Origin of the sequence: Actinoplanes sp. NPDC048796, assembly GCF_040650035.1 — a bacterium.
Lineage (GTDB): Bacteria > Actinomycetota > Actinomycetes > Mycobacteriales > Micromonosporaceae > Actinoplanes.
In genome coordinates, this window is the sequence record NZ_JBEZGO010000001.1 from 1675537 (window position 1) to 1694104 (window position 18568).

20 protein-coding genes are annotated in these 18568 nt (G+C 70.9%); 13 read left to right on the plus strand and 7 right to left on the minus strand.

Annotated features, from left to right (window positions below; translation table 11 throughout):
* The first annotated feature begins 13 nt into the window (after positions 1 to 13).
* From hisN to AB0C26_RS07525, 4 genes are all read left to right on the plus strand, one after another.
* On the plus strand, positions 14 to 817 hold the full coding sequence (gene hisN, locus AB0C26_RS07510) for a histidinol-phosphatase (protein WP_360242992.1): 804 nt from the start codon (positions 14 to 16) through the stop codon (positions 815 to 817).
* A 132-nt stretch (positions 818 to 949) separates the two neighbouring features.
* The gene (locus AB0C26_RS07515; protein WP_360243627.1) at positions 950 to 1813 is read left to right on the plus strand and encodes a hypothetical protein; all 864 of its coding nucleotides are present in this window, start codon (positions 950 to 952) and stop codon (positions 1811 to 1813) included.
* A gap of 176 nt (positions 1814 to 1989) precedes the next feature.
* Entirely contained in the window at positions 1990 to 2769 is a 780-nt protein-coding gene (locus AB0C26_RS07520) for an ATP-binding protein (RefSeq protein WP_360242995.1), read from the plus strand.
* A gap of 9 nt (positions 2770 to 2778) precedes the next feature.
* Entirely contained in the window at positions 2779 to 3336 is a 558-nt protein-coding gene (locus AB0C26_RS07525; RefSeq protein ID WP_360242998.1) for a DUF5709 domain-containing protein, read from the plus strand.
* Positions 3337 to 3378: 42 nt separating this feature from the next.
* Here AB0C26_RS07525 and AB0C26_RS07530 read toward each other — a convergent pair whose 3' ends face one another.
* Positions 3379 to 4017 (minus strand): response regulator transcription factor, encoded by a 639-nt coding sequence (locus AB0C26_RS07530; protein WP_360243630.1) that lies wholly within the window; start codon positions 4015 to 4017, stop codon positions 3379 to 3381.
* Between the two features lie 25 nt (positions 4018 to 4042).
* A complete protein-coding gene (locus AB0C26_RS07535) occupies positions 4043 to 5176 on the minus strand; it encodes a MacS family sensor histidine kinase (protein WP_360243001.1) in 1134 nt (377 codons plus the stop codon).
* A gap of 77 nt (positions 5177 to 5253) precedes the next feature.
* On the opposite strand from AB0C26_RS07535, the gene AB0C26_RS07540 reads away from it, so the two are divergent.
* Both AB0C26_RS07540 and AB0C26_RS07545 read left to right on the plus strand, forming a co-directional pair.
* The gene (locus tag AB0C26_RS07540) at positions 5254 to 5658 is read left to right on the plus strand and encodes an ATP-binding protein (RefSeq protein ID WP_360243633.1); all 405 of its coding nucleotides are present in this window, start codon (positions 5254 to 5256) and stop codon (positions 5656 to 5658) included.
* Positions 5659 to 5732: 74 nt separating this feature from the next.
* Positions 5733 to 6659 carry a carbohydrate-binding protein gene (locus AB0C26_RS07545; protein ID WP_360243004.1) on the plus strand — a complete coding sequence of 309 codons (927 nt, stop codon included), beginning with the start codon at positions 5733 to 5735 and terminating at the stop codon, positions 6657 to 6659.
* A gap of 1 nt (position 6660) precedes the next feature.
* Here the strand turns inward: AB0C26_RS07545 and AB0C26_RS07550 are convergent, their stop codons facing one another.
* The gene (locus AB0C26_RS07550) at positions 6661 to 7902 is read right to left on the minus strand and encodes a chitosanase (protein WP_360243007.1); all 1242 of its coding nucleotides are present in this window, start codon (positions 7900 to 7902) and stop codon (positions 6661 to 6663) included.
* Positions 7903 to 7955: 53 nt separating this feature from the next.
* Positions 7956 to 8210 carry a hypothetical protein gene (locus AB0C26_RS07555; protein WP_360243010.1) on the minus strand — a complete coding sequence of 85 codons (255 nt, stop codon included), beginning with the start codon at positions 8208 to 8210 and terminating at the stop codon, positions 7956 to 7958.
* 96 nt (positions 8211 to 8306) lie between these two features.
* On the opposite strand from AB0C26_RS07555, the gene malQ reads away from it, so the two are divergent.
* From malQ to AB0C26_RS07570, 3 genes are read left to right on the plus strand one after another with little or no spacing between them, the layout of a single operon-like run.
* Positions 8307 to 10241, plus strand: a complete 1935-nt coding sequence (malQ, locus tag AB0C26_RS07560; protein ID WP_360243013.1) for a 4-alpha-glucanotransferase — start codon at positions 8307 to 8309, stop codon at positions 10239 to 10241.
* Complete coding sequence (locus AB0C26_RS07565; protein WP_360243016.1) at positions 10238 to 10417, plus strand: antitoxin; 180 nt, start codon at positions 10238 to 10240, stop codon at positions 10415 to 10417. Before malQ ends, AB0C26_RS07565 begins: the two co-directional genes overlap by 4 nt.
* 60 nt (positions 10418 to 10477) lie before the next feature.
* Entirely contained in the window at positions 10478 to 10657 is a 180-nt protein-coding gene (locus AB0C26_RS07570; RefSeq protein ID WP_360243019.1) for an antitoxin, read from the plus strand.
* 5 nt (positions 10658 to 10662) lie between these two features.
* Here AB0C26_RS07570 and AB0C26_RS07575 read toward each other — a convergent pair whose 3' ends face one another.
* Positions 10663 to 11043 carry a hypothetical protein gene (locus AB0C26_RS07575; RefSeq protein WP_360243022.1) on the minus strand — a complete coding sequence of 127 codons (381 nt, stop codon included), beginning with the start codon at positions 11041 to 11043 and terminating at the stop codon, positions 10663 to 10665.
* Positions 11044 to 11177: 134 nt separating this feature from the next.
* Between AB0C26_RS07575 and AB0C26_RS07580 the strand changes: the two genes are divergently transcribed.
* Positions 11178 to 12029 (plus strand): fused MFS/spermidine synthase, encoded by an 852-nt coding sequence (locus AB0C26_RS07580; RefSeq protein ID WP_360243025.1) that lies wholly within the window; start codon positions 11178 to 11180, stop codon positions 12027 to 12029.
* 161 nt (positions 12030 to 12190) lie between these two features.
* Entirely contained in the window at positions 12191 to 13792 is a 1602-nt protein-coding gene (locus AB0C26_RS07585) for a hypothetical protein (protein ID WP_360243028.1), read from the plus strand.
* Between the two features lie 440 nt (positions 13793 to 14232).
* On the opposite strand, the gene AB0C26_RS07590 is transcribed toward AB0C26_RS07585, so the two are convergent.
* Both AB0C26_RS07590 and AB0C26_RS07595 read right to left on the minus strand, forming a co-directional pair.
* Positions 14233 to 15462, minus strand: a complete 1230-nt coding sequence (locus AB0C26_RS07590) for a TerC family protein (RefSeq protein ID WP_360243031.1) — start codon at positions 15460 to 15462, stop codon at positions 14233 to 14235.
* 9 nt (positions 15463 to 15471) lie between these two features.
* Positions 15472 to 16224 (minus strand): pentapeptide repeat-containing protein, encoded by a 753-nt coding sequence (locus tag AB0C26_RS07595; RefSeq protein WP_360243034.1) that lies wholly within the window; start codon positions 16222 to 16224, stop codon positions 15472 to 15474.
* A gap of 193 nt (positions 16225 to 16417) precedes the next feature.
* Between AB0C26_RS07595 and AB0C26_RS07600 the strand changes: the two genes are divergently transcribed.
* Together AB0C26_RS07600 and AB0C26_RS07605 are read left to right on the plus strand one after the other, a co-directional pair.
* A complete protein-coding gene (locus tag AB0C26_RS07600) occupies positions 16418 to 16906 on the plus strand; it encodes a hypothetical protein (protein ID WP_360243037.1) in 489 nt (162 codons plus the stop codon).
* 75 nt (positions 16907 to 16981) lie between these two features.
* A complete protein-coding gene (locus tag AB0C26_RS07605; protein ID WP_360243040.1) occupies positions 16982 to 18559 on the plus strand; it encodes a DUF5305 family protein in 1578 nt (525 codons plus the stop codon).
* Positions 18560 to 18568 lie beyond the last annotated feature (9 nt).

Sequence of the window (18568 nt, forward strand, 5' to 3'; positions counted from 1 at the left end):
ATAGCGTTCCGGCATGGCTGGCTATGCCGACGATCTCGCTCTCGCCCACATGCTGGCGGACACCGCCGACTCGATTTCGATGGGGCGGTTCCGGGCGCTCGACCTTCGGGTCGAGTCCAAGCCCGACCTGACCCCGGTGTCGGACGCCGACACCGCCGTCGAGCAGGCGATCCGGTCGACGCTGGGCCGAGCCCGTCCACGCGACGCCGTGCTGGGTGAGGAGTTCGGGCCCACCGAGGCGGCGGCCGGGCCGGGCACCCGCCGGTGGGTCATCGATCCGATCGACGGGACGAAGAACTTCGTGCGCGGGGTGCCCGTCTGGGCCACGCTGATCGCGCTGCTCGAGGGGGACACGCCGGTGGCCGGTCTCGTCTCGGCCCCAGCTCTGGGCCGGCGGTGGTGGGGTGCGCGCGGCCATGGGTCGTACGCGGGAAAGCACCAGCACGCCGCCACCCGGATCGGGGTGTCGGGGGTCCGGCGGATGGCCGACGCCAGTTTCTGCTTCGCCAGCCTCTCCGGCTGGTCGGATGTCGGGCTGCTGCAGAACGTCGTCGATCTGAGCCTGGCCTCGTGGCGCAGCCGGGCCTACGGCGACTTCTACGGATACATGCTGCTGGCCGAGGGTGCGCTCGACGTCATGGTCGAGCCGGAGCTGTCGCTGTGGGACATGGCCGCGCTCATTCCGATCATCACCGAGGCCGGGGGTACCGTCACCGACCTGGCCGGGCGGGCGCCGGCCGACAAGTCCTCGGTGATCGCCACGAACGGGCCGCTGCACGAGACCGTTCTGACCGCTTTGACGCCGAAGATCAGGTAGCCGCGGGCCCGGTAGCCCTCAGTGACGGGCCGGGCACCCTCACCGGCAATGCGCCCCGAAGAGCTGAACCCGGGCCATCGCTGGTCTATCGTGCGTCACGTGGTGTCCTCGGGCTGGCTCTTCCTCATCGCCATGATTCTGGCGTACGGGGTGGCTAACCTGCTGCAGTCGGCGGCCGCGACCCGTACGACCGTGCACCACACCTTCGACCCGGGCCTGCTGGTGCGGCTGGCCGGTCAGCGCACCTACCTGGTGGGCCTCGGCTGCCAGGTGCTCGGCTTCGTCCTGGCGTTCCTGGCCCGTGAGGATCTTCCGCTCTTCCTGGTCCAGGCGAGTGTCGCCGCCGGGCTCGGCGTGACCGCGCTGCTGGGTGTGCTGCTGCTGAAGTGGTCGCTGCCGGTCGCCGAGATCGGCCTGCTGGCGCTGCTGCTGGTCGGCATCGCCGGCCTGGTCCACTCGGCGAAACCGGCGCCGGCGCGCCCGCTGGGCGCTTTCGCCGTCGCCATGCTGGCCCTGACGGTCCTGGTGATCGCCGCTTTGGGCTTTTTTGCCGTACGGCTTCAGGGCGCGCTCGGTTCTGTCGTGCTGGGCTCGCTGGCCGGTGTGGGGTTCTCGGCCGCCGCGATCGCCGCCCGCCCGCTGGCCAACGAGCACTCGGTCGGTGGCTTCTTCGCCAATCCGCTGCTCTACCTGCTGGTCGTGCACTCGCTCGTCGGCCAGTTGCTGCTGGGGCTGGCCATGCAGCGCGGCTCCACCACGGCCGCCGTGGCCGCCATGGACGCCGGTGGCGCCGTCCCGGCCGCGGTCGTCGGCCTGCTCCTGCTGGGCGATCAGATCCACCCGGGCCGGGGCTGGCTGGGCGCGCTCGGTTTCGTCCTCACGCTGGTCGCCGTGATCGGCCTGACCCGGTACGCCGAGCCGCAACATCACCACACGACCGCCGAGTCGTGCCGCCCGGAGAAGACTCCGCTGCGCCCGGCCACCTCGAGCCACTGACCTCTGTCTGTGACCGCGGCCGCGGAAGCGTGTATGGAAGTGCCGCGCGCGGGTACAAAGCTGACCATGCCTTAGTGGCGCTTATGTCCCGATTACCTCCGTGTCGTGCGGCGCGGGGCCGAGATTTTCGTCGCGAAAATGCGAAACCGTCACGTGTTCTGCACAATGGAGCGATCATGTCGAGCGAGGTGCGGCACCTGGTGGACCGCGGGCAGACGTACCCCCTGGTCCAGCTTTCCGGTGTGCTCAACACTGGAAGCGCTCCCACGATCCGGTCCGTCCTGCTCGACCTGATCGCCGAGCAACCCGAGGCGGTAGTGGTCGACGTCGGCGGTCTGAGCCTCGACGGCCCGGAGTCGGCCGACGTGCTGCGCGACATCCGGCGGGAGACCACCGTCTGGCCCGCGGCCCACCTGGCTCTCTGCGCCACCGACGCCGGCGCCTGGCAGGGCACGGGCTGGCCCGTCTGGCCGGACCCGGCGCAGGCCTTCGCCGCCCTGGGCGAGCCCGAACCCGAGCACAGGGTGAGCCTGGAGCTGGAGCCCGCGGTCGGCGCCGCCCGGCAGTCCCGCGAGCTGATCACCGAGTCGTGCGGCCGGTGGGATTGCCCGGAGCTGGCCGGTCCCGCCTGCATCGTGGTCACCGAGTTGGTGAACAACGTGGTGGCGCACGCGCACACCCCGATGATCGTGCTGCTGGCCACCCACGGCGAGGGCATGAGCGTGGCCGTGCGCGACCGCTCGGCCACCGTTCCGAGCTTCGACGGCACGCCCGTGCCGGTCACCGCCTACGGCGGCCGCGGCATGCTGCTGATCGATTCCGTGGCGACCCGCTGGGGCAGCCTCGTCCTGGACGGCGGCAAGGTGGTGTGGGCGCTGCTCAGCGACGAGGAAGCGGCGAAGGCCACGCCCCGGAAACCCGACGGCGCAAGCATGGCGGACCCCGCTCGCGGGTAGATTGCGCTCATGCGAGACAACGACTACCCCGCCGAGGTGTCCGACCCGGAGGCCTCAGGCCTGCCGGACACCGCGGATGACGATTCGACCGCCTACGACGAGGTGGAGAGCGGCCGCTGGGCGGACGGCGCCGACCCGGCCGCGCTGGCGGGCGTCGGCCCCGGCGGCTCCAACCGCTTCGGCGACACCGCCGAGGAGGCCCGCGAGGGCGAGTCTCTCGACTACCGCCTGAGCCAGGAGGAGCCGGACTTCGGCGCCGAGGAGGCGATTCCGCAGCGCCGGGACCCGATCGACGAGACCGTCGACAGCTCGGCGCAGCGCGACTTCGACGCGGACGTGTGGGGCGCGAGCCCGACCTCGGACCCCAAGTCGCAGGTGTCGCTCTACGACGACGGCCAGCTCGACGACGACGACCCGCAGCCGGTCGGCCGCCTGGTCGCGCCGGACGAGGGCTACGGGTTCGACGACGAGACCGACAGCGTCGCCTACGACGCGGGCGCCTCGGGCGGCGGCGCCTCGGCCGAGGAACTGGCCATGCACGAGACGAACGCCCCCGACTACGACTGAGGCTCGGGCTCCTCGAGCCCTTGTTCGGGATCTCGCCCGACCTTATGGGGCGGGATCCTCGTCGAGCGGAGCGAGACCGGCTTGCAGGGCATAGCGGGTGAGCTCCACGCGGTTGTGCAGCTGAAGCTTGCCGAGCGTGTTCTGGACGTGGTTCTGCACCGTGCGGTGGCTCAACACGAGCCGCGCGGCGATCTGTCGGTACGACAGACCCTTCGCCACCAGGCGCAGGACCTCGGTCTCCCGCTCGGTGAGCTTCGGCGCGGCCTCCCGCGGCGCGATGCGGCGGAACTCGCCCAGCACCAGCCCGGCCAGGCCGGGGGTGAACACGGTGTCGCCCGCGACCGTGCGGCTCACCGCGTCGAGGAACTCGTCGAGCCCGGCCGACTTCAGCAGGTATCCGGTGGCGCCGGCCTTCATCGCGTCGAGCACGTCCTGCTGCTCGCCGCTGGCCGAGAGCATGAGGATGCGTACACCCGGAAGCTCCGTCTGCAGGCCGTTGATGACCTCGACGCCGGAGACGTCGGGCAGCTGGAGATCGAGCACGACGACGTCGGGCCGCGCCGCCGCGGCGATGCGGACCGCCTGGCGGCCCTCCCCGGTCGTCGCCACCACGTCGTAGCCGGCGGTGGTCAGGTCACGGCTGACGCCCTCGCGCCACATCGGGTGGTCGTCGACCACCATCACCCGGATCGCAGCGGTCACCGGCTCACGATAGCGGTGCCCGCGGCACGGCCATCTCCACCTCGGCCCCCTCGCCCGGCGCCGAGACGATCGACACCCGGCCGCCGAGCTCGGCCACCCGGCCCCGGATCGACTGGGCCACCCCGAGCCGCCCCTGCGCCTCGGCCTGGGCCAGCCGGTCGGGCTCGATGCCGCAGCCGTCGTCGCGGACAGTCACGACCACCTCGCCGGGCTCGTCCTCCACGAACACGTACGCCTTCGTCCCAGGTGCGCAGTGCCGGGCCACGTTGTCGAGCGCGGCCGCCACCGCCAGCCGCAGTTCCCGCGCCACCGGCGCCGGCAGCCGCACCGGCCCGGCCGGTCCGGAGACGGTCACGACCGGCGAGGCGTACGCCTCCAGCAGCGCCATGAGATCGAGCTCGGCCCCCTGCGGATCGCCCAGAGCGCGCCCCGCCATGAGACTGCGCAACGCCGTCTCCTGTTCCCCGGCCAGCCGTGCCAGCTCGCCGGCCTCACCGTCGAGGCCCGCGCCGCGCCGCTTCACCAGCGCGAGCACTTGGAGCACCGAGTCGTGCACCTCCCGGGCCAGCCGCTCCCGTTCCCGGGTGGCCGCCTCCAGCTCGACCGCCCGTTCGAGCCGTTCCTGCGCCACCTCGGCGATCCGCACCAGATAGCCGACAGCGATCGCGGCCAGCAGCATCAGCACCGCGCCGGTGAGCGCAGCCTGGTCGTAGTGGGCCCGCACGATCAGGTCGGTGGCGCCCATGGCGAGCGCGGCCGCGATGCCGGCCCGGCGCCCGCCGGCCACCGCCCAGCAGAGCACCGGCGCGACGTGCCAGGCGACGGCCAGGGTGGGCCGGCCGGCCTCCAGTGCGGTGCGGCCGACGATCAGGACGCTGGCGGCCAGCGCGGCCATGGTGATCAGCAGGTCGGCCACGAGCAGGGGCGGACGGCGACGGGCCGGATTCCCGTACGCGTACGTGGTCACGACCGTCCACGCGGCCATCACGGCCAGCACCGGCCACGCCAGCATGGGCCGCAAGTAGTCCCCGACGTTGCCGACGACCAGGATCGTCGCGTAGATGAGGGCGGCGATCCGGTAGACCGCGATGGCTCTCCACAGCGGGGTCTGGAATCCGCTGTCGCGTACGTCCGGCATGCGCCGACCATCCCACATGGCGCGTCGCACCGGCAGGCCGCGCTGCGGGAAGATCGGACGTGGCCTAACGTCGAAGGATCAGCACCCAGGTCCTGCTCTCCGAAACGTTCGACCACAGCGCGATCACCGCGCTGCGGCACGCCGTCGCGTCCTGCGCCACCGACGCCGGTCTCCGCGGCGACCGCCTCGACGATTTCGTGGTCGCGGTCAACGAGCTGCTCACCAACGCCGTCCGGCACGGCGGCGGCGTCGGCCGGGTGTCCCTGTGGCACGCGGACGGCTCGGTCGTGTGCGAGGTGAGCGATTCCGGCGGCGGCCTCCCGGCCCAGCGGGCCGAGCCGGCGGCGCGCCCGGCGGCGAATCAGCCCGGCGGGTGGGGGCTGTGGCTGGCGGAGGAGCTGACGGACGAGTTCGACATTCGTACGGGCGCCGGCGGCACCACGGTTCGGGTGTCCAGCCGATCTTCCTTAAGAGATCCTTAAACCACGCCCGGCGAACTTGCGCGAATGCTCCTCACGTTTGACAGTCGTGCCTGCTGTTACTTCAGGGGGAAGCTGTGGGCGAGGCACGTCACCGGACCGTCACGTCGAGATGGCCCATCCGCCCGCGCGCGGTGGCGGCTCTGGCCGTGGCGGTCGTGGGGCTCGCGGCCGCGATCTATCTGCCCGGCCGCAACGACGTCGCGGACGCCTCCGAGCGCCGGTCGAGCTTCGCCGACGACTTCGGCGGCGAACGTCTCGACGCCGCCAAGTGGCTGATCGACGGCGACCCGTGGGAGAACGGCCGTCAGCGCGACGGTGAGCTCGTCGTCGACCGTCTGATCAGCACCCGTAAGGCCTTCGCGCAGCCGTTCGGGCACGCCGAGGCGCGCATCAAGGTCGACCGGGAGGCAGGGCCCTGGCGGGCCTTCGGGGTGGTCGACAAGTACGGCCGGGTGCTGCGCGGCTCGATCGACGTGCTCGACAAGGACGCCGATCCCACGTCGGGCGACGACTTCCACACGTACGTCATCGACTGGTCCCCGACCGCCATCGTGTGGTCGGTCGACGGACGGCCGGCCCTGCGGCTCGTGCCGGACGAGCCCGGCCTGCCGATCGCGCTGGTGCTCAACCTGGCCACCGACGGCCGCCGCCCCGGCCGCATGGCCGTCGACTTCGTGAAGGTCACGGCGAGCGCGAAGCCCCTTCCCACGCCGTCCGTGCCCAGCTCGTCGCCGACGAGCGCGGCTCCGACCAGCCCGGCTCCCACCAGCCCGGCTCCCACCAGCCCGGCTCCCACCAGCGCGGCCCCCACCAGCCCGGCTCCCACCAGCCCGGCCCCCACCAGCAGCGCACCTTCCGCCCCTGCTTGGAAGTCCTTCACCGACTACGTCGCCGGCGACCTGGTGACCTACAAGGGAGTGACCTACCGGGTCAAGGAGGCGCACACGTCGCTGCCCGGGTGGGAGCCGACGGCGCTGCCCGCCCTCTTCGAGAAGGTCTGACTCAGCGGGCGATCCGGTACGCGTCGCCGTAGACGCTCCAGCTCAGCGGGGCCGTCAGATCGAGGTTGCTGCGGCCCAGGAGGCTGCGCTGGGCGGTGTCGACGCGGGTGGTGTCGCTGTGGGCCGCCTCGGAGCGCATCTCGGCGACCCGGGCGTTGAGGAAGGCGTTCAGATAGGCCGGCTCGTCGCCGCCCTGGGCCGGGGTCCGGGCCGTACGCATCGCGGCCGCGCGGATGCCCTGAAGTCCCGACACGCCGTGCATCACGGCCGCGTCGAAGTACGCGAACTGCCCCAGCGCCCGCAGCCCGTCCAGCCGGGCCATGCGCACCGACGGGTTGAAGTACATCGAGTCGCGGGCGTCCTCCTGAACCTTCTGGAAGATCGGATCCCGGGCCGCCGTCCGCCAGGCCGCCGGGAAGCCCGGGTCGAGCCCCGCGTGCGAGTCGGAGCCGTCGACAGTGCGCAGCGCCGGGATGTACCGGGCGAGCACGTTGCCCGGCTTGCGCTTGGTGTACTCGACCACCACCTGGAGCATGTCCGAGGTGCCCGAGCAGAAGCCCACGATGCCGGCCGTGTAACCGCGTCCGTCGTCGATGTCCTCGATGTAGCCGAACGAATTGCGCCAGCTCACCGTCGAGTTCTCCGCACTCGACACCAGCTGGAGCGCGGCCTCCTTCTTCCGCTTGTCCTCCAGGCCCGAGGCGAGCGACCCGGTCGGCGGGGCGGCGGCCGGCAGCACCTTCGACGCCGGGCCGTAGACGCGCACGTCACCCAGCGAGTAGCCGCCGGTCCTCGACGCCCGCTGCGTCGCCAGCACCCGCACGAAACGGCCGGTCCCGTTCAGCCGCTTCAGATCGTCGGTGCCGCCGTTGCCGGCCGTGGTGGCGTAGATCGAAGCCCAGTTGGCGCCGTCCACCGAGGTCTGCACGCGGTACGTCCGGGCGTACGACGACGACCAGCGCAGCGAGACCCGCTCGACGCGCTTGACCGAGCCGAGGTCGATCCGCAGCCACTGGCTGCCGGGACCGCTGGCGCTGGCCCACCGGGTGACCGCGCTCGTGTCCGTCGCCTGGGCCGCCGTGGCGCCCCGCTCCACCGACGAGGCGGTCGCCGGCCGGCCGCGGGAGATCAGCACGTTGCTGTCGGCACCGGCCGCCACGGAGATGACCAGGGGGACGCCGAGCACGACCGCCACCCCGGTACCGAGCGCCGCCGACCCGACCGATCCTGCTCGGATGCGCATTCTTCAACGCTAGGCCGGGAATCGTCATGATCCCCGGGGTTCGGCGAAAAGCCCTACTTCCGCTTGCGGTTGCGGGAGACCAGGACGATCACGAGCACGATCGCCGCCACCACGAACAGGCAGCACAGACCCCCGAAGATGCCGAAGAACCCGAAGCCACCGCGACGGCGCCGGGCCTTGGCCGCCTCGATCGCCACGTCGGCCACGCCGTTGCTCGCGGCCCACGCGTGCACCGGCACGACCAGCGTCAACACGGCACCGGTCACCATCGCGGCCAGTCGGGACCACCACTTCACCACTGGAGACATGCACCCCATCCTGACGGACACGGGCAAGGACGGCCACGCGAGTACCCCCCGATCCGGCAGGGTATGACCAGCGGGACCGAACTGAGAGGGGTACGGATGGACGCCGATCTGGCGGCACTGGCGACAGCTCACGGGGTGGCCACCTGGTACGAGGACTGGCACCGCGAGCGCAAGGATGTCTCCGCCGAATCCGTCGTCGGGGTGCTCGGCCTGCTCGGTGTGGACGCCACCACGCCGGCCGCGGTCAGCACCGAACTGGCCGCCGTACGCGAGCGCGAGCGACTCGGCCGCATGCCGGGCACCGTGGTCGTACGGCAGGGCAGCCGGCGCGACCTGCCCGGCCCGGCCACGATCGAGCTCGAGGACGGCACCACCCGCGAGGTGCGCGAGGTGCCCGCCGACCTGCCCCTGGGCTGGCACCGGCTCGAGGTCGGCGGCCAGCGGGTGACGCTCGTCGTGGTGCCCACCGAGCTGCCCGAGCCACCGCAGACCTGGGGCTGGATGCTTCAGCTGTACGCGCTGCACTCGGCCCGCTCGTGGGGCATGGGTGACCTGGGTGACCTGCGGGAGTTCCTCGGCGTCTCCGGCTCGCCCGGGCTGGTGCTGCTGAATCCGCTGCACGCGATCACGCCGACCCTGCCGGTGCCGGCCTCGCCCTACTCGCCGTCCAGCCGGCGCTTCGTCAACCCGCTTTACCTGCGGATCGAGGACATCCCGGAGTACCAGGCGGCCGACCCGGCGCTGCGGGCGCGGATCGACGCGCTGCGCCCCGGCCCGACCGAGCTGATCGACTACAGCGCGGTCTGGAAGGCCAAGCGGGAGGCGCTGGAGCTGCTCTGGCCGCTGGCCGAGAAGTCGGACGTGGACTCCGACGAGGGCCTGGTGGACTTCGCCCGGTTCTGCGCGCTGGCCGAGATCCACGGCCCGAACTGGCCGGAATGGCCGCCCGAGTTCCGCCGGCCCGACACGCCCGAGGTGAAAGCCTTCACGAGCGAGCGCATCGCCTTCCACGCCTGGCTCCAGCGGCTTCTGCTGGCCCAGCTCGAGGCCGCCAACGACGAGGCCCGGCGCCGGGGCATGCCGGCCGGCGTCGTGCACGACCTGGCCGTCGGCATCGACCCGAACGGGGCCGACGGCTGGCTGCTGCAGGACGTGCTCGCGGCCGGTGTCCACGCGGGGGCGCCGCCGGATGCGTTCAACCAGCTCGGCCAGGACTGGGGCCTGGCCGCCTGGCGGCCCGACCGGCTCATCGAGACCGGCTACGCGGCCTACCGGGACATGCTGCGGCGGATCTTCCGGTACGCCGGCGGGCTCCGCGTCGACCACGTGGCCGGACTGTGGCGGCTGTGGTGGGTGCCGCCGGGCATGGGCGCCGACGGCGGGACGTACGTGCACTACGACCCCGACGCGATGCTCGGCATCCTGGCCCTGGAGGCGCACCGGGCCGGCGCCGTCGTGATCGGTGAGGACCTGGGAACCGTACTGCCCGAGGTCACCGAGGGGCTGGAGCGGATGAACATGCTCGGCTCGGCCGTGCTGTGGTTCACCCGCGACGACGACGATCCGGACGGCGGCTACCTGCCGGCCGAGAAGTATCCGCGCAACGCGCTGGCCTCGATCTCGACCCACGACCTGCCCACCGCCGCCGGCTTCCTCGCCGGTGAGCAGGTGAAGGTGCGGGCCGAGCTCGGCCAGCTCGCCGGGCCGGTGGAGCAGGAACGGAAGAACGCGGCCAAGGACCGGGCCCAGCTGCTCGACGCGCTCCGCGCCGAGGGCCTGATCACCGCGGCCAGCACGGACGCCGAGATCATCGTGGCCATGCACGAGTTCCTCGCCCGTACGCCGTGCCGCTTCGTGACCGCCTCGCTCTACGACGTGCTGGGCGAGCTCGACCAGCCCAACCTGCCCGGCACCATGGACGAGTACCCGAACTGGCGGATGCCGCTCAGGACGGGACTGGAGAAGATAGCCGAGGACCCGCGCGTACAGGCGATCGCGAAGGTTCTCGGAGAGAGAAAGGCGAGCCGATGAGCTTCATGGACAAGGCCAAGGACTTCCTGGACAAGCACGACAAGCAGGTCGACCAGGCCCTCGAGAAGATCGGCGACGAGGTCGACAAGCGCACCGGGCACAAGTACTCGTCGCAGATCGACAAGGGCGTCGACGAGGCGCAGAAGCGCACCGGCGACGGCGACACCCGCCGCTGACGTTTCCCTCCTTCTTGCTCGGGAAGCAATAGAAGGTCCCCGAGCAAGAAGGAGCAAGCGATGAGCTTCATGGATAAGGCCAAGGACTTCGCCGACGACCACGACAAGCAGGTCGACCAGGGCCTCGAGAAGGCCGGCGACCAGGTCGACAGCCGCACCGGGAACAAGTACTCGTCCCAGGTGGACAAGGGCGTCGACGAGGCGCAGAAGCGCACCGGCGACGGGGACACCAACGGCTGAGCGGCTCAGACCGCCAGCGGCGGAGGCGGCGGATCGTCGTCGACCGCGTGCAGCATGGGGTGCAGCGGGACGAAATTGTCCCGCTGCCGGCACAGCAGCGGCGGCAGCAGCGACGAACGGTGGTCGGGGTGTTCGGCGCAGTGCCGCATCGCCCGGGTCATCGCGTCGCTGTGGTGCCGGCCGCCGCCGTACTCACCGCAATTGGCGCAGTCCCAGCGCCAGAACGCCGGGCCCTCGTCCGAGAGGTAACGCCGGATCTTGAGCGGCGGTCCCGCTTCTTCCTGAGCCGCGGCCAGGATCGCGGGCATGGCGCCGGCCGGTGGTGGGCCCGTGGGGCGGCGCGCATCCCCGCCGATGATCTGCGCCAGCACATTGCTCGTGGACACGGCTCACCTCCGTACAGAAATAAAGAGAGACGACGCCGAGAAGTCTGGCCAGAAAAACGTGGTTTGGGGCCGGAACTCCGAAATGGTCACCGACGCGGTGACGGCCCGAACGGCCGAACCGGGATACTTGCGGCGTGGCACAGCGCAAAAGGTCGGAGCGGATCGTCGAGACGGTCGCCTCCGGCGTGGCCGAGGTGACGCCGGACCCCGACCGCGACACCGCCTACACGCTGGTGCTCGACGGCGCGCCCCAGTCCCACGTCGACCTGGCCGACCCCACCCACCTGGAGTTCGAGTACATCCGGCGGATGGCGGCGGCGATCGACCTGATCGCGCCGTCCGGGCAGCCGCTGCGGTCGCTGCACCTCGGCGGCGGCGCGCTGACGCTTCCCCGCTACGTCGCGGCGACCCGGCCCGGCTCGGCCCAGCGGGTGGTCGAGATCGACGGGCCGCTGGTCGAGCTCGTACGCCGGGTCCTGCCCCTGCCGGCCAAGGCCAACATCCGGGTCCGCGTGGCCGACGCGCGGGCGGCCCTGGAAGGCATGCGCGACAACGGGTACGACCTGATCGTGCTGGACGTCTTCGCCGGCGCCCGCACCCCCGCCCACCTGGCCTCGGTCGAATTCATGAACGAGATCGCCCGGGTCCTCGACCCGGCCGGATGGCTGATCGCCAACATCGCCGACGGGCCGCCGCTGCGCCACGCCAAGGTCCAGGTCGCCACCATCCGGGCCGCGCTGCCCGAGGCGTGCCTGGTCGCCGACGCGGCCGTGCTGCGCGGGCGCCGGTTCGGCAACCTGGTGGTCCTGGCCGGCCGGACCCCGCCGCCGGTCTCCGAGTTCTCGCGCCGGGCCGCCGGCGACTGGTTCCCGGGCCGGGTCGAAACCGACCTCGACCGGTTCACCGGTGGCGCGGCACCTGTGACCGACAGTGTCGCCGTATCGTCACCGCTTCCCCCAGCCGGCCTCTTCGGTAACCGTAAGTAACCAGTTTCGGTCCAAAGGGTTGAAGCTCTTCCAGCCTGTCGTGTAGTCGTCAGGAAATCCGGTGTGATTCGCGCTTGCCCACTTGTTTGGCTACCGGCACCCCGCTGTAATCGGTTACGGCCGCGTGTGGGGGCGCGGCACTACTGGGGGGATAGCCGCGCATGCCGGACAAGTACTTCGCGTCCGCAGATACAGGGCAGGCGACCGCGCCGACGAGCGCGGCACCCGCCGGATCGTCACTGCGTGACTCAATACAGAGCGCGACGGAGCGGGTGCTCTGGAGCGGACAGTGCGCCGTCGCCGAGTACGCGTTCGACGAGCCGGCCTCGATGCCGCGCTGGACGCTGCCCGAGGGGACCGAGGTCGTGGTCACCGAGGAGCGGGTGCTCTACCGCGACCCGGTCACGCTCAGCACCGGCGAGCTGCGCTGGCCCTGGCCGCAGCACCTGCGCGTGCAGCCCGGCAACCGCGACGCCGGCCGCTCCGGCACGGTCACCCAGATCCAGCTCGTCTGCGCCGGCCCGAACAACTCGTTCCCGGCCCTGGTCTTCGCCGGCGGCGACCTGGCCGGCGTCGGCGACGCCGACCGCCTGGCCAACACGCTGCGGCAGGCCATCGCCCGGTACCGGGTCGAGCACGCCACCGAGCTGGGCATCCCGGTGCTGCAGACACGCATGCTGTCCCGCCTGGTCATCGGCCCCGAATTCAACAACTTCCAGGGCGGCGACGGCCAGACGGTGACCCTGATCGGCGCGGTGTCGGTCCAGCGCCTGGCGGCCGAGCCGCAGAACCCCTGGGTCGCCTCGGCCTACGCACCACCCGCCTCGGACGCCTACGCGAAGCCGGCCCACGCGGCTCCTTCGGCCCCCGCGCAGTCCGCGGCCCCGGCTCACGATCCTGGCCAGGCCTTCTCCGGCTACTCCGCCTCCGGCAACAGCGCCCCTGGTCAGGCCGCCCCCGGCCACGCCGCGCACTCTGGCTACTCCCCCGCTCCTTACTCGGCACCTCCGGTCGTTTCCGGCCCGCCCGCGGCGGCCGGCTACTCCTCCGGCGGCTTCTCCGCGGCGGCCGCTGGATCCGCGCCGGTGATCCGCTCGGCGACGCCCGCCTCGCCGGTGGTCCCCGCCCCGGCGCCCGCCCCGCCCGTCGTTCCCGCTCCGGCCCCCGCTCCCCCGCCGGTGCCCACGTCGGCCGCACCCTTCTCTGCCGGCTCTGCCACGCCTACCTCGGCGGCGCCCGGAGCTCCCTTCTCGGCCGCGCCCACCTCTGCCTCGCCCACCTCTGCCTCGCCCACCCCTGCCTCGCCCACCCCTGCCTCGCCCACCTCTGCCTCGCCCACGTCGCAGGCCGGCGGCCGGGAACACGGTTCCTCCGAGGTCTGGCACGTCCAGCCCGCCGACGACACCGCCCTGCACGGCCGCGACGACCTCGACTCGCGCGCCGCCAGCCTGGCCGCGCGCGTGGCCGACCTGGTCTCCGGCGGCGGCACCCGCCCGAACGGCGAAACCAACCTCTCCGCGTTCCTCGAGCGGCCGGTGCCCCGCTCGCCCGAGCCTCCTCCGTACGGCGCCGCCGCATCACCGACCTCCGGCGCGGGCTGGGACACCCCGGTCTCGGGCGCCGGCTGGGACGGCGCCGAGCGGGCCGAGTCAGTACGCCGCACCGCCGCCCGCTTCGCCGGGAACGCCGCACGCACCCGCGGCTCCATCGCACGCCAGGACACGGGCGACATCCCCAGCCCGGGCAACCACCGCCAGGGCTGACCCCGACCCAAACACCGCCAGAGCAGACCCCGCTCAGGCTGTAGCACTCACGAGGGCAACGGCGCTGCAAAGACAGGAGCGCCAGGAAGGCCAGGCGCTCGCCGAGACCAGGCCCTCGCCAAGACCAGGCGCCACGAAGGCGAGGCGTCACGAAGGCCAGACCCTCGCCAAGACCAGGCGCCACGAAGGTCAGGCGCTCGCCAAGGCCGAGACGCCGCCACGCCCATGGTGCACGCCGAGGCCAAGCCACCGCGAGGCCCCACCGCGAAGACCAGGGGCGCGGCGCAATCAAGGCGGCGCGAAGAATAGGTGCAGCGAAGCAGCGGCGCGGGCCAACGCGCCGGAAGGCGGCGGCGCACGCCAACGGCAAAGCGCCGCCGGCGCCTGGGCGCTGTGAAGGCCGCGGTGCCTTGGACGTCAAGGCGCGGGGAGGTGGTGGGTCAGGCCCGGCGGGCTGCGGCTGACTCGGGGACGAAGCATGTGCCGGCTGCTACCCGCTGGTCGTGGAGCTCGTGTGCTCGGTGCAGCAGGGCCATGAGCTCGTCCTCGGAGCGGATCTGGGCTCGGTATTTCTCCGGCAGGCTCTTGAGGCGGGCCTCCTCCACCAGGAGCTTGTGGAAGATCTCGTCGCAGTAGGCGGGGTCCGTCTCGATGTCGAGGAACTCGGTGGCGTGCCGGCGCGCCGCGGCCACGTACGTCTGGGTCCGGCCCTTCGGGCTCAGCAGTGACGCCACCACGGTGATCAGCAGGATCGAGACGATCAGGGCCAGGGAGAGCGCGGTGGAAATCTCGATCACGTGGATCGACTCGCCGTCGTTGATGAACGGCACGTTGTTCTCGTGCATGGCGTGCAGGATCAGCTTCACGCCGATCAGGGCCAGGATCGCCGCCAGCCCGTACGACAGGTAGACCAGCCGGTCCAGCAGCCCGTCGATGAGGAAGTACAGCTGGCGCAGGCCGAGCAGAGAGAACGCCGTCGCCGTGAAGACCAGGTACACGTTCTGGGTGAGGCCGAAGATGGCCGGGATCGAGTCGAGCGCGAACAGGATGTCGGTTCCGCCGATCGCCACCATGACCAGCACCATCGGGGTCAGCACCCGCTTGCCGTCCTGGTAGGTGAACAGCTTGTCCCCGTCGTACTCGTCGGACGTGCGCAGCACCCGCCGGGCGATCCGGATCACGAAGTTGTCGGGCTTCTCCTCCTGGTCGCCGTGCTGTTCGCGGAGCAGGTTGCCCGAGGTGATCAGCAGGATCAGCCCGAACAGGTAGAACACCCAGGCGAACGAGTTGATCAGCGCCGAGCCCAGGAAGATGAAGCCGGTCCGCGCGATCAGTGACACGACGATGCCGACGAGCAGCACTTTCTGCTGGTCGGCGCGGGGCACCTTGAAGCTGCCGAGCAACAGGAGGAAGACGAAGAGGTTGTCGACGGACAGCGCTTCCTCGGTCACGTAGCCGGCGAAGTACTCCGCGCCCATCTGGCTGCCGCCGAAGATCCACACGCCGAGCCCGAACAGGATCGCGATCGACACGTAGATCGACGTCCACCGGGCGGCCTCGCCGAGCGTCGGCACATGCGCCTTGCGTACGTGGAAGAAGAAATCGAAGAGCAGCAACCCGACGATGCCGAGCACGGTCGCCACCCACACCACACCCGACACATCCTGCATGCGCTCATCCTAAGGCGGTGAGGTGACCGCGGCGCGACGTTGGGAGGCGGTGAGGAAGAGCACGCCGGTCAGATCGGCGCCGCGGAGATCCGTACCCCGGAGATCGGCCCCGGTGAAATCGGCCCGCCGCAGATCGGCTTCCCGCAGATCGGCGCCGATCAGCAGCGCACCCCGGAAGCTCGCCCCGCGCAGGTCGGCCTTGCGCATCCGGCGGCCGATCAGGTCGGCGCCGCTGTGGTCGGGCCGGTTGCGCCCGCGAGCCAGCTCACTCGCCTTGCGCAGTAGCGGGTTGACCTTGCGCCGATGCGCGTCCAGGTCGAGCCCGGCCAGCTCGTCCGGCGTGCCGCCGGCCAGGCGATCGGTCTCGGCGAGAGCGCTTTCGAGCTTGGGATGTACGCGGTGGGCCTCGCCCAGCTTCAGCGCCTCGGCCAGGTACCACATGATCTCGTGCAGCTGCCGCACCACGGGCAGGGCGGCGAACATGGGCCCGGACAACTCCGGGGCGTCCCGCCACGTACGCCCGCCGAAGGTCTCCTGGGTGATCCGCTGCCCGGCCCCGAAGCAGTCGAAGACCACACACCCGTGGAAGCCACTGGGCTCCAGCCGCTCATGAATCCGGCACCGGAAGTCGTCGGCCAGGTTGAGACAGGCCTGGCCGGCCGCTTTGGTGACGGCGAAGTCCGACGATTTGACGAACGCGGGTGCGACGCAGCACAGCCCCGCGCAGCGGGCGCAGTCGGCGTGAAGTTCTCGATCAGTCATACGGCCTCAACTGTCTCAGACAGTCCCGGCCGCCCGCTTCCCGGAGTCACGGCACCCGAGATGCAACCCCCTCACCTTCATGAGTCCCCACCCCGTGGTCGAAACAACTTGTGTCCGCAGCTGACAACGAAAACCCCGGATCAAAGCCGGGCTAACGGATAACCAAAACCAGGGGAGATACAGAATGCGCAGCATGCTTCAGATCGTGGGCGGCGTCGCCGCGGCCGGTGTCATCGCGACCGGCGCGACCGCTCTGACCGGTACGGGCGTGTCGCTCAGTGGCACCTCGGGCGCCACCGCCTCCCAGTTCGTCGGCGGTACGGTTCAGCAGACGATCAACGGCGGCGGAGTCATCGACAACGTCGTGTATGGCAAGGACACCACCGGCACGCAGATCAATTCGATCGCCGTCACCATCAGCAGCGCGAACACCCGATACCTCACGATCACCCCGGGTGGCGGTGGCCTGAGCACCGTTGGCGACGGCACCGCCGCCGACGAGTGGAAGTGCACCGGCGACATCACCGGCGGGCCGATCTACCACGCCTCAGCGCCCAAGGTTCAGCTCAACAACTCGCCGGCCACGGTCACCTGCGTGCCGGCCCTCGCCTCTGGACCGAACACGGTTCAGGGCTGGTACAAGACGCTCGGCACCCTCGACATGACCCTCAGCGCCAGCTAATCCGCTTCTGGCGGCGGCTCGGAGTGCGAGGCTAGTTCATAGCCCGCAAATCCGGAGGAACCGATCCAGAAGTCTGTGCGCATCTCCATCGTGGCCGCCATCCTCGGGATGGCGGCCATCGGTGCTTGGGCGCTGCTGACCGAGCGGATCGCCTACGTGGTGACCTCGGGAATCAGCATGAACCCGGTCTACTACCAGGGCGACCTGGTCATCACCGCGAAGGCCGATTCGTACCAAGTGGGGCAGATCGCTGCCTATCATGGTGATATTCCCGGGCAGCGGGTCCTGCATCGCATCATCGGCGGGAACGGCTCCGCGGGATTCGTGCTGAAGGGGGACAACAACCAGTCGATCGACCCGAAGAACCCGACGACCGACGAGATGATCGGCCGCGCCGTCCTGCACATCCCGAAGGTCGGCACCTGGCTGAAGCCTTTTCTCAGTCCCACCGGGCTCGGGATGCTCAGCTTTCTGGTCATCAGCGGCGGAGCCGCCACCGCGGCGCGAAACCGGCGGGAGATCCCGCGAGGCCGCCGGAAGAAGAAGGTGAAGGCCATGTCGCGGCAGGGAGGTTCGCTGGAGACCGCTGCGGCGGTCCTCAAAACGGTGCAGCGCCTCCCACCGGCCCTTCGTTCGGCCGCCTACTTCGCGGCCGCCTTGACCGTGTTCGCGCTGGTGATCGGAATTCTCGGCTGGATGAAGCCGGTCGTCGAGACGCGGACCACCGCCGCTCCGCCCGGCCAGTCGATCACGTACTCGTACTCGGCCAAGGTGCCGAAATCGGCGGCCTACGACGGCACGACCGTCACCTCGCCCGAGCCCATCTTCCGCAAGCTGACCGACAACGTCGACCTCGTCGTGGAGTACAAGGGGCCGGCCGGCACCTTCGACCTCAGCGCCAATCTCACCAACGGCACCGGCTGGCACACCACGATCAACCTGGTCGACGAGGTGGCCTTCACCGGCACGACGTACAAGGCGACGGCCAAGTTCGACCTCAAGGCCCTGGTCGCCCGGGCCGACGCGGCCTCGGCCGCGATCGGAGCGGCGGGCAGCGGCGCGGTCGCCGTCGCCCTGACGGCACGAGTGGTGTCCGACGGCCTCGGCACCATGAGCGCGCCCCTGGTACTGGAGATCACGCCGATGCAGATGGTGCTCAATGGAAGCGCCAAACTCACCAGCAGCAACTCCGGAAGCGCGAGCACCACCGTCGTACCCCGGGAAATCGGCCTTCTCGGCCTCACGGCCGCCAAGGCGCGTTCGTACGCCATTCTCGTCCTTATCGCCGCGGCCGTGATCGTCGCCGTTGTGCTTCTGCTCGCGCTTCGGCGGATGCCGCTTCGGACCCGGGCTCAGATTGAGCGGCGCTATCCGCAGCTTCTCGTGCAGGTCGAGCCGATGGCCAGCCCGCCGGGCAAACCCGTCGTCAACGTCGACAACTTCCCGGCGCTGGTCAAACTGGCGGAGAAGTACGGGCAGATGATCCTGACGTGGCGGCGGGAGGATTCGGACGATTTCGTGGTACGAGACGAGGGGATCACCTATCGGTACCGGGTTCCGCTGGACGGCCCCGAGCTTGTGGATATCGAGCACCGAAATAGGCCCACAACGGCGGGAACCCACCGACGGAAAGCGTCCTCGCCGGTGTCCTGATGGTGGCCC